This window comes from Streptomyces sp. GL_141, assembly GCF_057834385.1.
The window spans coordinates 5,339,631-5,352,863 of record NZ_CM174402.1; the positions used below are offsets into that span (position 1 = coordinate 5,339,631).

Annotated in this window: 8 protein-coding genes; 1 reads left to right on the top strand and 7 read right to left on the bottom strand. The window is 74.6% G+C overall.

Features of this window, described 5'->3' with window-relative positions:
* Nucleotides 1–81: 81 nt before the first annotated feature.
* Complete coding sequence (locus AC3IX6_RS23675) at nt 82–828, bottom strand: ABC transporter ATP-binding protein (protein ID WP_489371539.1); 747 nt, start codon at nt 826–828, stop codon at nt 82–84.
* A gap of 79 nt (nt 829–907) precedes the next feature.
* The gene (locus AC3IX6_RS23680; RefSeq protein ID WP_489364373.1) at nt 908–1,867 is read right to left on the bottom strand and encodes an ABC transporter permease; all 960 of its coding nucleotides are present in this window, start codon (nt 1,865–1,867) and stop codon (nt 908–910) included.
* A gap of 128 nt (nt 1,868–1,995) precedes the next feature.
* On the opposite strand from AC3IX6_RS23680, the gene AC3IX6_RS23685 reads away from it, so the two are divergent.
* Nucleotides 1,996–2,631 carry a TetR/AcrR family transcriptional regulator gene (locus AC3IX6_RS23685; protein WP_489364375.1) on the top strand — a complete coding sequence of 212 codons (636 nt, stop codon included), beginning with the start codon at nt 1,996–1,998 and terminating at the stop codon, nt 2,629–2,631.
* A gap of 138 nt (nt 2,632–2,769) precedes the next feature.
* On the opposite strand, the gene AC3IX6_RS23690 is transcribed toward AC3IX6_RS23685, so the two are convergent.
* From AC3IX6_RS23690 to AC3IX6_RS23710, 5 genes are all read right to left on the bottom strand, one after another.
* On the bottom strand, nt 2,770–5,046 hold the full coding sequence (locus tag AC3IX6_RS23690; RefSeq protein WP_489364377.1) for a bifunctional glycosyltransferase/CDP-glycerol:glycerophosphate glycerophosphotransferase: 2,277 nt from the start codon (nt 5,044–5,046) through the stop codon (nt 2,770–2,772).
* Between the two features lie 125 nt (nt 5,047–5,171).
* Entirely contained in the window at nt 5,172–6,080 is a 909-nt protein-coding gene (locus AC3IX6_RS23695) for a carbohydrate ABC transporter permease (protein WP_489364379.1), read from the bottom strand.
* Nucleotides 6,077–7,402 carry a carbohydrate ABC transporter permease gene (locus tag AC3IX6_RS23700; protein ID WP_489364381.1) on the bottom strand — a complete coding sequence of 442 codons (1,326 nt, stop codon included), beginning with the start codon at nt 7,400–7,402 and terminating at the stop codon, nt 6,077–6,079. Before AC3IX6_RS23700 ends, AC3IX6_RS23695 begins: the two co-directional genes overlap by 4 nt.
* A gap of 107 nt (nt 7,403–7,509) precedes the next feature.
* Nucleotides 7,510–8,829 carry an ABC transporter substrate-binding protein gene (locus tag AC3IX6_RS23705; RefSeq protein ID WP_489371540.1) on the bottom strand — a complete coding sequence of 440 codons (1,320 nt, stop codon included), beginning with the start codon at nt 8,827–8,829 and terminating at the stop codon, nt 7,510–7,512.
* 218 nt (nt 8,830–9,047) lie between these two features.
* Entirely contained in the window at nt 9,048–12,941 is a 3,894-nt protein-coding gene (locus AC3IX6_RS23710; protein WP_489364383.1) for an FHA domain-containing protein, read from the bottom strand.
* Between the last annotated feature and the right edge of the window lie 292 nt (nt 12,942–13,233).

Below are 13,233 nucleotides of genomic sequence, written 5' to 3' on the forward strand. Positions count from 1 at the left end.
GTTCCGGCCGGCCGTGGTCTGGTGCGGCGCCGTTGCCGGGGGAGCTGCCCCCGGACCCCCGCTCCTCAAACGCCGGAGGGGCTAGTTCTTGGCCGACGTGAATTCCTCGTACGCGTCGCAGACCTCGTCCGAGGGGCCGTCCATGCGCAGGACGCCCGATTCGAGCCAGATCGCGCGGTCGCAGGTCTCGCGGACCGTGCCGATGCCGTGGCTGACGAGGAAGACGGTGCCGGCCCGTTCGCGGAGTTCCTCGATGCGGGCCTGGCTGCGGCGCTGGAAGGCGGCGTCGCCGGTGGCCAGGGCCTCGTCGATCATCAGGACGTCGTGGTCCTTGGCGGCGGCGATGGAGAAGCGCAGCCGGGCGCCCATGCCGGAGGAGTAGGTGCGCATGGGCAGGGAGATGAAGTCTCCCTTCTCGTTGATGCCGGAGAAGTCGACGATCTCCTGGTAGCGCTCGTGGATCTGCTGCTTGGACATCCCCATGGCGAGGCCGCCGAGGACCACGTTGCGTTCGCCGGTCAGGTCGTTCATCAGGGCGGCGTTCACGCCGAGCAGCGACGGCTGGCCGTGCGAGAAGATCCGGCCGCGGGCGACCGGCTGGAGGCCGGCGATGGCGGACAGCAGGGTGGACTTGCCCGAGCCGTTGGTGCCGATCAGGCCGATGGCCTCGCCCTTGTACGCGGTGAAGCTGACGCCCTTGACGGCGTGCACCTCGCGGATGCCGGGGGCGGGCTTGCGGGAGAAGAGCCGGCTCAGGGCGGCGGTGGCGCCGCCCTTGCCGCCGCCGGCGCCGTGCACCTTGTAGATCACGTGGACCTCGTCCGCGATGACGGTCGGGACACGGGTGTCCGGGACCTGCGGGGCGGGGGTCCGCGTGCGGGTCGGGGATGCGGTTGCGGTTGCGGTGTCAGCCACGGCCGTACTCCTCCTCTGCCTTCCAGAAGAAAACGAACCCGCCGACGCCGACGAGCAGGGACCAGCCGAGCGCGATCAGCCAGACGTGGGGCGGGAGCTGGCTCGCCTTGAACGAGTCGATGAGCGCGAAGCGCATCAGGTCGATGAAGACGGCCGCGGGGTTCAGTTCGAGTGCCGACGTGACCCAGTGCGGGAGGTGATCGTCCTTGAGCATCTTGTCGATCGACCACATGACGCCCGAGGCGTACATCCAGGTCCGCAGGACGAACGGCATCAGCTGGCTGATGTCCGGGTGCTTCGCCCCGATCCGCGCCATGATCATGGCGCAGCCCGCGCAGAAGCCGGCCATGAGGAACAGGACCGGAACGGCCAGCAGCCAGTTCGGGGAGGGCGTCTGGCCGAAGGCGAGCAGCAGGATGAACAGCGCGCCCATGGTGACGAGGAGCTGCTGGAAGAGCTGGACGACGGTGGACAGGGGCAGCGAGGCGCGCGGGAAGTGCAGGGCGCGCACCAGGCCGAGGTTGCCCTGGACGGCCCGGGTGGAGGCGTTGATGGAGCTTCCGATGAAGTCCCAGACGAAGACGCCGGTGATCAGGAACGGCAGGTAGTCCGGCACGCCGCGGCTGGCGTGCATGACGACGCCGAAGATGAAGTAGTAGACGGCCGCGTTGAGCAGCGGCGTCACCAGGTGCCAGACCTGGCCGAGGCTGGCCTCGCTGTACTGGGCGCGCATCCGGGCGGTGGCGTACGCGGTCACGAAGTGGCGCCGGGTCCAGAGCTGCGCGATGTAGCGGGGGAGGGTGGGGCGGGCTCCGCTGAGGGTCAGGTCGTGGGCCGCCGCCAGCTCGGCGATGGGGTCCGGGGTCCTGTCCTGGTCCTTGGCCCGGCCCGTCGGCTGCGCGGGGGCGGGGGGCGGGGCCGGGGCCTTGGGTGGCGCGGTGGTCGCTGTCACGGGGGTCGCTTTCGACGGGGTCGGGGCGTCGGCTGGCGATGGGACGGGTCCGTATCGTCGCTACGGTGAGGTTAGGTCGTTCGACGTCGGAACGCAACCGTATCGTCGTCGCGGGTTATGCTCTGCTTATGACGCCTGAGCCTGCCGCCGCCCCCACTGCGCCCACCGCCCGTAGAGCCCCCGCGGGGGCCGCCGTTCTCCGTGAGGACGTGACCGAGGCGATCCGGGCGGCCGTGGTCGAGGAACTGGCCACCGTGGGCTTCGCGCGGATGTCGATCGAGGGCATCGCGCGGCGGGCGGGCGTCGGGAAGACGGCCGTGTACCGCCGGTGGAAGTCGAAGCTGCACCTGGTGCTGGACCTGGTGGGCGCCTTCGCCCTGGAGGGCCTGCCGGTGCCCTCGACCGGGTCGCTCTACGGGGACGTACGGGCGCTGCTGGAGGTGATGTCACACGTGCTGCGGCATCCGGTGGCCTCCGCGGTGATCCCCGACCTGTTGGTGGAGGCGGCGCGGAATCCGGAGATCGCGGATGCGGTGCGGGGCGCTCTGCTGGAGGGGCAGCGGCGGATGGCGGAGGGGATCATCTCCGAGGCGGTTTCGCGCGGCGAGCTTCCCGTGGGGGTGGATGCGGGGAGGGCGCTCGATCTGGCGATCGGGCCGCTGTACTGGCGGCAGGTCGTCGTACGGGACTCCGTCCCGGGGGGATACCTGGACGACCTCGCGCGGTCGGTGGTCGCCGGGCTGACGGTCGGGCCGGCGGCCTGAGGGCTTCCGCTGCGCGGGGCGGAGTTCCCCTACCCGCCCTTCGCCCGTTCCCCGGGGCTGTGCCCCGGACCCCCCGGGGCTCCGCCCCGGACCCCGCGCCTCACACGCCGGACGGCTGGATCGGTTCCGGCGTGGCTGTTAGGGCCAGCGGGACGTCGTCAGGTGGGCCAGGGTGGGTTCCGGGGTGGTGGAGGGGGCTGCTGGGGTGGGGCGGCGGTCTTCCAAGGGGGTGATGGGGGCGGTCGGCTGGCTCAGGAAGACGCGGCGGACCACGCGCTCCGCCGCCTGGCCGTCGTCGTGCGTGCAGAACCGGCTCCGGAAGGACGCGCGGAGCTGCGCGGAGCGCGAGCCCTGCCAGTGGCCGGTGGAGAAGATGTCCACCAGCTCGTCCTCGGTGCGGGCGATCGCCCCCGGGGGGAAGGCGCGGAGGTCGAAGTACGTGCCGCGGGAGGCCTCGTACGCCTCCCAGTCGTCGGCGTGGATGACGATCGGGCGGTCCAGGGCCGCGTAGTCGAACATCAGCGACGAGTAGTCCGTCACCAACGCGTCCGAGGCCAGGCAGAGTTCCTCGACGGAGGGGTGGGAGGAGACGTCGAGGAGGCGCGGGTGGGGGTCGGGGGCGGCCGAGCCCGCGTACGTGAGGTGGGTGCGGGTCAGGATCGTGTAGCGCGGGCCCAGGTCGCGCAGGATGCGGTCGAAGTCCGGGTGGGCCGGCCGGCTGCGCCGGTAGTCGCGGTGGGTCGGCGCGTACAGGATCGCCGTGGAGCCCGGCGGGATGCCGAGGCGTTCGCGCAGTTCCAGGACGTCGGCCTGGGTGGCCCGGTGGAACACGTCGTTGCGGGGATAGCCGTACTCGAGCGTGGTGTACGAGGAGGGGACCGCCTTCTCCCAGACGAGGGTGGAGTGGCGGTTCGAGGAGAGCAGGTAGTCCCACTGGTCCGCGCCGCGGAGCAGGCCGGCGAAGTCCGTCGTGGGGGTGGCCGCCGGGCGGTCCTGGAGGTCGAGGCCGACGCGCTTGAGCGGGGTGCCGTGCTGGGTCTGGAGGAGGATCTGGCCCGGGCGCTTGACCAGGGTGCGGTCGAAGTTGACGTTCGTGACGAGGTAGGTGGCGCGGGCCAGGGCCGCCCAGTACGCCGCCGAGCCCGGGCGGAGCGGGGTGGTGCCGCGGGGCAGCGTCGAGGCGTGCGCGGGATCGCAGATCCAGGCCGTCCGCATGCGCGGGGCGAGTTCGCGCAGCTTGGCCTCGATCGCCGCCGGGTTGCAGGCGTAACCGCCGTGCCAGTACGCGGAGAAGACCGCCAGCTCCGGCCGGAGCGGGAGCAGGCGCTGGGTGCGGTAGTGCAGGCGCAGGACGCTCTCGCGCAGGCCCCCGCCCAGGGTGATCCCGGCGCGGCCCGCGGTGAGCGAGGCCGAGCGGAGCAGGGACAGCACGCGGTACGCGCGCCTCGTGCCCAGCCGCATCAGGAGGTGGCGGGTGCGGTCCGTCCGGCTCAGGGACAGCGGCCGGGGGCCCGGCACCCGGTAGCGGCGCAGCAGGGCAGAGGCCCGGGCGAAGAACTCGGCCCGGGCGGCGCGCGGGAGCCGGCGCGGGTCCGCGTACAGGGCGCAGAAGTGCTCGGCCATCCGCCGGTGCACGGCGGGCCGCCAGCGCTCCAGCTCGGGGCGGGTGGCCAGGTAGCCGAAGACGCGGTCGTACTGGTCGAAGACGTCGAGGTGGCGGCGGGTGGACGTGGTGAGGATGGAGCCGGTGCGGCGCTGGCGGTAGTGCACGCAGACCCGGTCGAGGACGGCGACCGACTCCGCCGCCAGCAGGGCCGGGTAGGTCCAGGGGGTGTCCTCGTAGAAGCCGGGCGGGAAGGAGAGGCCCTCGCGCTCCACGTACTCGCGGCGGTAGGCCTTGTTCCACACCACCATCAGCATGCCGAGGAGGGCGGGGCGGTCGGCGAGGCGGAAGCTGGCCGGGCCCTCCTCGGAGAGGCGGTGGGAGAGGCTGTTGCGGACCAGCTCGCCGGTCCAGTAGGTGCGCGCGTAGTCGTAGACGAGGACGTCCGGGGAGCCGGTGGCCTTCAGCCGGTCGGTGATGGCCTGCAGGGCGCCGGGGGCCAGGGTGTCGTCGCCGTCGAGGAAGAGGACGTAGTCGCCGGTGGCGCGGGACAGGCCCGCGTTGCGGGCCGGGCCCAGGCCGAGGTTGTGCGCCAGGTGCACGGCGGTGACCCGGGGGTCGCGGGCCGCGCAGTCGTCGATGATCGAACCGCAGGCGTCCGGGGAGGCGTCGTCGACCACGATCAGTTCGAGATCCGGGTACGACTGGGTCAGGACCGAGTCCAGACTCTCCTGGAGGTAGGCCTGGACCTTGTACGCGGGCACGATGACGCTGAACCGGGGCACGGCACATCCAGGGGTCGGCGCGGGCATATGGCCCAGGAACCCCCGGCGTGGTGATCGGGTTACGCAGGGTGCGGCATTCGGGTTACGGAGCGTCAACACGGCACGTCAACACCATGATCAAGGGCTGATTTCTTGATCGCTCGTCCGGCCGCCTACTTGATCGCTCCCGCCATCACCCCCGAGACGAACTGCCGCTGGAAGGCGAAGAAGACGACGAGCGGCACCACCATCGACAGGAAGGCGCCCGGTGCCAGCACGTCGATGTTGTTCCCGAACTGCCGTACCTGCTGCTGGAGCGCGACCGTGACGGGCGGGTGCGCCGAGTCCGCGAAGACCAGCGCGACCAGCATGTCGTTCCACACCCACAGGAACTGGAAGATGCCGAGCGAGGCGATCGCCGGACCGCCCAGCGGCAGCACCACCCGGGCGAACAGCCGCAGTTCGCCCGCCCCGTCGAGGCGGGCCGCCTCCATCAGCTCGCGCGGGATCTCCGCGAAGAAGTTGCGCAGCAGGAACACGGCGAACGGCAGCCCGAAGGCGGTGTGGAAGAGGACCACGCCCGCCGTGGTCTCGAACAGGCCGATGGAGCCGAAGAGTTCGGAGACCGGGATCAGCGCCACCTGGACGGGTACGACGAGCAGCGCGACCACGATCAGGAACAGCCAGTCGCGGCCGGGGAACTCCAGCCAGGCGAAGGCGTATCCGGCGAACGCCCCCAGCGCCAGGACCAGCAGGGTCGCCGGGACGGCGATGGCCGCCGTGTCGAGGAGGGAGCCGGTGACGGTCTCGTTGGCCAGCAGCCGCTCGTAGTTGTCGGCCGTGAGGCGGGAGGGCGCCGTCAGCACCTGCCACCAGCCGCCGTCGTTCAGGGCGGTGGGGGAGAGGAAGGAGGAGACCAGCAGGCCGAGCGTGGGCAGCAGCCAGAACAGTCCCGCGAGGACGAGGAAGACGCGCAGCGCCCCGCCGGCCGCACGGGCGGCGAGGGACCGCGCGGCGGCCACTGGCGCGGGGGGCGAGCCGGTGGACGGCGTACGGGACCGCGTGCGCGGCGGTGTGCTCATCGGCGGGCCTCCCGGCGCATCCGGCGGATGTTGTAGGCCATGACGGGAGCCACCAGCACCAGCAGCAGCACCGCGATGGCGCTGCCCAGCCCCGGATCGGCGTCCGCGGCGAAGGCGGTCCGGTACAGCTGGAGCGCCAGGACGTTGGCGTCGTCCTGCACGGCGCCCGGGGCGATCACGAAGACCAGGTCGAAGACCTTCATGACGTTGATGACCAGGGTCACCAGCACGACGGCCAGGACGGGCGCCAGCAGCGGCACCGTGATCCGCCGCAGCACCTGCCACTCGCTCGCCCCGTCCACCCGCGCCGCCTCCAGCAGTTCGCGCGGTACGGCGGCCAGCCCGGCCCCGATCAGCACCATCGCGAACCCGGCCCACATCCACACGTAGGCCCCGATCACCGCCGGGGTCACCAGGGTCGGGCCGAGCCACTCGACGCCCCCGTACGCCTCCCGGAAGTTCGAGGCGGGCAGTCGCAGCAGTGCGCCGTCGGCCGCGGCGGACAGGGTGAAGGTGCCGTCGGCCCGGGTCCTCGCCGAGTCGACCACCCGGCCGTCCTTGACCGCCTCGACGCGCAGCCCCGACAGGGCGGACTCGGTGGGGTCGACCGTGTTCGTCGTACCGCCCCCGCCCCGGGTGAAGTCCTGCCAGGCGGTGCCGGTGACCTTCCCCCCCTCGCCGGCGGCCGGCCGCGCCGTCCGCGTTCCCGGGGGGAGGGCCTCGGGGGCGATGCCGACCAGCGGGAGCGGCGCGGGCACGCCCGCCCGTACCGGATCGCGGGTCACGTACGCGCCCCCGTCGGCCGGGAGCAGCGGCGAGTCCCGGCCGGGACGGGCCTTGGGGAAGGCGGAGGACTCGGCGAAGGTGTCGTGGACGCCGACCCAGACGGCGTTGGCCACGCCCCGGTCGGGGTCGGCGTCGTAGACGAGCCGGAAGATGATGCCCGCCGCGAGCATCGAGATGGCCATCGGCATGAAGACGATCAGCTTGAAGGCCGTTCCCCAGCGCACCCGTTCGGTCAGCACGGCGAAGAGCAGACCGAGAGCGGTGGCGGTGACCGGGGCCAGGACCACCCAGATCGCCGTGTTCCCCAGCGCCGTGCGGATCGTGTCGTCGCTCAGGATCTCCCCGTAGTTCCCGGCGCCCACGAACTCCTCGCCGGAACGGTCGAAGAAGCTGCGGTAGAGCGAGTAGCCGATGGGGTGCACGACGAGCGCGCCGAGCAGGACGAGGGAGGGGAGGAGGAACGCCGCGGCGGTCAGCCGGCGGCGCCGGGTCTCCTTGGCCTTCGGGGAGCGGGGGCCGGTGGCGGGGGAGGTCACGGGGGATCCGGTGGGAGCGGCCGCCGGGGTGGGGGCGGGGGATCCGGTGGGGGAAGCGGCGGATCCGGTCGGGGAAGCGGCGGATCCGGTGGGGGAGGCCACCGGGATCAGTTCCCGTAGGCCTTGGCCGCGTCCGCCTCCAGCCTCGCCTGCGTCCCCGCCACGTCGGCCGGGTTCGCCAGGAAGTCCTGGAGCGCCTTCCACTCGCCCGCGCCCGGGGTGCCGCCGAAGGCCGCCGGAGCCTGGTCCGACATGTCGAAGCGGAAGGTGTCGCCCGCCGCGATCAGGGCCTCGGCGATGCCGCGCTGGATGTCGTTCGGGTACGCGTCCGGTTCGAGCGCCTTGTTCGGGGAGAGGAAGCCGCCCTCACGGGCGTGGATCCGCGCCGAGTCCACCGAGGCCAGGAACGTCAGCAGCGCCTGCGCGCCCTTCGAGTCCTTCAGCGCGACCGCCACGTCCCCGCCCGAGATCACCGGGGCCCTGGCGCCGACCGCCGGGAAGGGGAAGACCAGCGCGTCCTTGCCCACCTCGGCGTCCGTCTGGGCGATGTTGACCGCCACGAAGTCGCCCTCGTAGACCATCGCGGCCGCCGGCCGGTCGCCGCCGGTGAAGGTCTGCGTCACCGACTTCGGGAACTCGGTCGCCAGCGCCCCGCTCTGGCCGCCCGCCAGGAAGTCCTTGCGGCCGAACAGCTCGGCGAGCGAGGTCAGCGCCTGCTTGACGCTGTCGTCCGTCCACTTGATCTCGTGCTTCGCCAACTGGTCGTACTTCTCCGGGCCCGCCTGCGAGAGGTAGACGTTCTCGAACCAGTCGGTCAGGGTCCAGCCGTCGGCACCGGCCACCGAAACCGCCGGGGTACCGGACGCGGACAGGGTGTCGGCGGCCGTCAGGAGCTCCTTCCAGGTCGCCGGGGGACGTACGCCCGCCGCCTCGAAGGCCTTCGCGTTGTACCAGATCAGCGACTTGTTGGCGGCCTTGTAGTAGACGCCGTACTGGGTGCCGTCGACCGCGCCCAGCTTCTTCCAGCCGGGGGAGAAGTTCTGGTCCAGCTGGGCCTGCGCGTCGGCGCCGACCGGCTGCGCCCACTTGTTCTTGACCGCCGAGACCAGCGCCCCGACCTGCGGGAGCAGTGCCACGTCCGGCGGGGCGCCGCCCGCGATCTTCGAGCCGAGGAAGGTGACGATCGGGTCCTGCGCCGGGACGAAGGTGACCGTGGCACCGGTCCGCCGCTCGAACTCCTTCAGGACCTTGACGAAGTTCGCCTGCTCCGCGCCCGTCCAGACGGCGGCGACCTCCAGCTTCTGCCCGTCGAGACGGGGTAACGCGACGGACGGCCCGCCCGAGTTGCCGGGGGCGGCCGTGCCCTTCGCCGGCTCCTTGCCGTCGCCGCCGCCACCGCAGGCGCTGAGCGCCAGCGCGCCGGCCATGGCCAGAGCGGCCCACGTGTGGTGCGTACGCACTGATGTCGTGCGGCTCGATCCGTGCTTGCGCATGACGGTGCCCCCGATGCCTCGCTGGCGATGGTGTGTCCCGTGCCACAAGGTCTACGCCGCCCCGCCCACCCCCGCAATACCGCCTCGCGGCGTACGGGGGTGGGCGGGGGACCGCTCGGGGGGCTCCTCGGGGGTCCGGGTGAGGGGCCGTCTCAGGGGGCCGGCGGGAACAGCACCGGTACCGCCGACACCAGGTGCGAGGCCCGGTCCAGGGCGCTGGCCAGCAGCGCCAGGTCGGTCGGGCCGTTGCCCAGCTCGCGGACCGGGCGCCGGGCCGGCGGATCACCCATCCGCTCCCACTCCACCGGCACCACCGTCGGCCGCAGCGTCGCCGTCCGGGGGATCCGGCCGGTGACCCGGCCGCCCTGGAACGGGACCGTGCGTCCGTCGGCGTACCGGAGCACCCCCCGGCCGGGCCCCGGCTGGTCGGGGGCGTCGAGCTCCACGCGCAGGGTCGTGAGCCGGGCCAGCTCGGTGTCGGCCGTCCGGTCCGGCCGGGCACTGGTGGCCACCAGGTGCACCCCGAGCCGGGCACCCTCGCGGGCCACCGCCTCCAGCGCGCGGACCACCGAACCGGCGGCGGGCCGGCCCGTGCTGCCCAGGCCCGGTGCGACCAGTGCGTCGAAGTCGTCCACGAGCACGACGAGGCGGGGCAGCGGGCTGGGCCCGGCCGCCGGATCGGCCCGGGTGGCCGAGGAGCGCAGCCGCAGGGTGCCGGAACGCTGGGGTTCGAGATCGCCGCGCAGCTCGCCGGGGGTGGGCTGGCGGGGCGAGACCATCCGGTCGGAGACCTCGCGCACGGCGTGCCACTCGGAGAACGGCACCCCGTCCAGGAGCTCGGCCCGCCGCTTCAGCTCGGCGCCCAGCGCCTGCGCGAACTCCCGCATCCGCAGCGGGTCCGAGGCCACCAGGTGCGCCGAGACGTGCGGCAGCTCCGTACAGGGCAGCAGGCCGTCGCCGCGCTCGCCGCCGGCCCCGTCGAGCAGGACCAGGCCGAGCCGGTCGGGCCGGGCGGCCGCCGACAGGGAGGCCGCCACCGAGCGCAGCAGTTCCGTACGGCCGCTGCCGGCGGGCCCCTCGATCAGCACGTGCGGCCCGTCGGTGACCAGTTCGGCGCCCACCGGCCCGCGCCGCCCGGTGCCGAGGACTATCTCCGCGAGCCCGCCGACGCGCTGCCCCTGGTCGGTTGCGGCGGCCCAACGGGCCATCAGTGAAGCCGGGGTGGCCCGGGCCAGCCCCAACTCGTCGAGCAGCCGGGAGGTCTGGGGCAGGTTGGCCGCGGCCGGCCGGTAACCGCCCTCCGTGGTGGGGGAGTCGGCCTTGAGGGGGGCCAGGGCGCGGGCGAACCGCTCCGCCCAGGCCGCCGACACGGCGTCCGCCGTGGCCGTACCGCCGGACCCGGCCGGTGTGCCGCCCGAGACCGCGAAGGTCCGTACGGTCGTGGCCACATCACCGCTGAGCAGGGCGGCGGCCCGGCAGTCCCGGAAGGCGGGGGCGGCCGCGCAGGCCGCCTCGTACGTCTCGGTGACGGGCGAGGCGGGCGTCGCGGCCGGCGCCTCGGCCAGGGCCAGCACGTGGATCCCGGCGGCCGGCCCGTGCGAGGTCAGCCTGCCGGTGATGTCCCGGAGCGCCCCGGGACCGGGGTCCCCGTCGAGGACCAGGAGCGTGTACGGGCCCCGGTAGGCGTACGAGGCCTCGCGCACCGCGTCCGGGCCGGCCGTGGCCCAGTGGGTGCCGAGGGGGCCGTCGTCGAGCCGCCGGGTCAGCTCCCCGGCGCGGGCGGCCGCCTGATCGCGGTCGTACGCGAGCAGCAGCCGGCAGTCCTGGCCGTGCGCCGGGCGTACGTGGGGCAGCCAGCCGAGCCAGCCCCAGTCGCGGCGGCGTTCGGCGAGCGGGCGGGCCCGGTCGGTGGAGATCAGCACGATCTCCAGGCGCTGGCCGGGGGCGTGCAGGGCCGCCAGCCGCGCGATGACGGAGCGGGCCACGCCCGTCAGCCGGGCCCGGGGGCCGGCGATGCCGAGCGCTCCGGTCTCGCGGAGCGAGACCTCACTGCCCGCGCCGAGCGTGACGTCGAGCCCTTCGGGCCCGGCCCACAGCCGCGGGGCCGGCCCCAGGGCGGTCAGCAGCAGGGTCGCGGGATCGTCGGAGCCGGGCCGCGGGGTGACGTCGGCCGCGGTCTCGGCGACCACCTCCGCCTCGGCGGCCTCCGCCCCGCGCACCCACTTGCGCGCCCAGGCGCCGATGCCGCGACGCCCCGCGCGGCGGGGCTCGGAGCCCGGCCGGGCCTCACGGGCCGCCCCCGGCTCCTCCCAGCCGCCCGCACCGTGATGCTCGACCCCGGTCCGATGCACGGCCCCGGGCCCGTCGTACCCGTACGGTCCTGCGGCTCCGCCGTCGTGTTCTGCTCCGGGGTACGGGCCTGCGGCCGCGCCTCCGGGGGCGCCTCCGGTGTGCCGACCGGCGGCTCCGCCTTCGTGGGCCGCTCCGGCGTACGGGCCCGCGGCTCCGGCCGGGTGCGGTGCTCCGGGGTGCTGCCCGGGGGTGCTGTCGGGGTGTGCCGGTCCGGCATGCCGCCCGGGGGCCGCTCCGGGGTGTGCGGCCGCACCGTAGGAACCCGGGGCTGCGCCCGGTGCACCGTACTGCCCGGCGCCGGGGCGGTCGGGGAGCGAGTGCTGTCCGGCTCCCGGGGCTGCGCCCGGGTGTCCGGCTCCGCCGTGTTGTCCGGCTTCGCCGTACTGCCCGGCGCCCGGGCGGTCGGGGGCCGCGTGGTGTCCGGCTCCCGGGGTGCCGGGGGCTGACCCGGGCGCGGGCCTGGCGATCCGGCCCGCGCGGTGCGGGTCGGCGCCGCCGTCCCGGTCGGCCTCGCCGTACGGCCAGGGGTCCGGGGAAGCGGAGCCGGACGCGGCCCGGCCGCCCCCGGAGTGGTGTGCGGTGCCCCGGGCGGCGGGGACCGTGCCGGTGCTGCCGTCCCAGTGCGCCGCGGGCGCGCCGGGGGTTCCGTACCCGGGGCCACCGGCCCCGGAGCCGGGCCGGACGGGGTCGGGGGCGGAGCCCCCGTTTCGGGAAGGGGCGGGGTGGGGGATCTGCCCCTGTGCTCCCCGGCCCCCCGCGTCGGGGTACGCCCCGCCGGCCCGGGCTCCGCCGGAGCCACCGCCCTCGGGGTACGCCCCGGCCGCGGTGCCCGCCGTAGCCGCGGACCAGCCGCCGCCTCCGGGGTGCGACCCCGAAGGGGTGCCCGACGCAGCGCCGCTCCAGCCGCCGCCTCCGGGGTGCGACCCCGCAGGGCTGCCGGGCGTAGCGCCGACCACCGCCCCGTCAGGGGTGCCCTCGGTGGGGTGGCCCGGGAGGGAGACGGAGAGGTGGCCCTCCAGGTCCGGGGTGAGGGGGAGGGGGGCGGGGGCCGGGCCCATGGCCAGGCGGAGCGTGGATTCGCCGACCCGCAGCAGCGCCCCCGGCGCGAGCGCCACCCGCTCCGCGCCGACGACCGCGCCGTCGAGGGTCGTACCGTTCGTCGACCCGAGGTCGGCCACCGCCACCCGCCCGTCGGGCAGCACCGTCACGGTGCAGTGCAGGCGCGATACGTCGGGATCGTCCAGCGGGACGTCCGCGTCGGCCGAGCGCCCGATCCGGATCGCCCCCGGGTGCAGCAGGTGCACCCCGCCGGCGTCCGGCCCGGCCACGACGTGCAATTGCGGCCCGTCCCCGAGGGAGGCCGCGGTCCCGTCCGTCCGGACGTCGGGGCCGGGCACGTTCAGCGACAGCACCGCCCCGTCCACGAGCGGCGGCTCGCCGAGCGCGCAGCGGGCGGGGTCCAGGCGCTCCGTACCGGCGTACAGCACGACCGTGCCCCCGGTATCGGGTCCGCCGACGGTCGCCGCGAGCCCGGAGGCCACCGCGGACAGGGCGGTGCCGGCGGGCGCGGTGACGAGTACGTCACAGCTCGCCGGCGCGCCTCCTCCGCCGGTACCCCCGCCGGTGGCGGTCGCGGTGGCGGTCTGGTGGCCGCTGCGCGACCCCGACCCAAGGACGGTCAGCCGGATCTGCATCGCCGTCAGCGGTCCCTTCTGCGCGGTGCGCGGTGTGTGCGCCCGGCAGGGACCCGCGGGACGGAGCACTCGCGCTGTCCGCACGTGGTGCCCGCCCGTCCGCCCCCACCCGGCACGGACGCGTCGTCCGGTCAGGTCTGCCCGGAAGGCGGGGCTCCCGTCCCGGCCGTTCCGTACGGGTGCATCCTCGCACCTGTCGTCATCGACACGCCCGCCACCCACCGGCAAGTGATCTTGATCGGTCGCGGACCGGCGCCGGACCTGCAAGCGGGCCGATCGGATATCGACAGGC

Excerpts from the sequence above, each read along its gene's own strand:
- AC3IX6_RS23705 (WP_489371540.1), bottom strand. The coding sequence starts at position 8,829 with ATGGCCGGCGCGCTGGCGCTCAGCGCCTGCGGTGGCGGCGGCGACGGC.
- AC3IX6_RS23710 (WP_489364383.1), bottom strand. The coding sequence starts at position 12,941 with ATGCAGATCCGGCTGACCGTCCTTGGGTCGGGGTCGCGCAGCGGCCAC.
- AC3IX6_RS23695 (WP_489364379.1), bottom strand. The coding sequence starts at position 6,080 with ATGAGCACACCGCCGCGCACGCGGTCCCGTACGCCGTCCACCGGCTCG.
- AC3IX6_RS23685 (WP_489364375.1), top strand. The coding sequence starts at position 1,996 with ATGACGCCTGAGCCTGCCGCCGCCCCCACTGCGCCCACCGCCCGTAGA.
- AC3IX6_RS23690 (WP_489364377.1), bottom strand. The coding sequence starts at position 5,046 with ATGCCCGCGCCGACCCCTGGATGTGCCGTGCCCCGGTTCAGCGTCATC.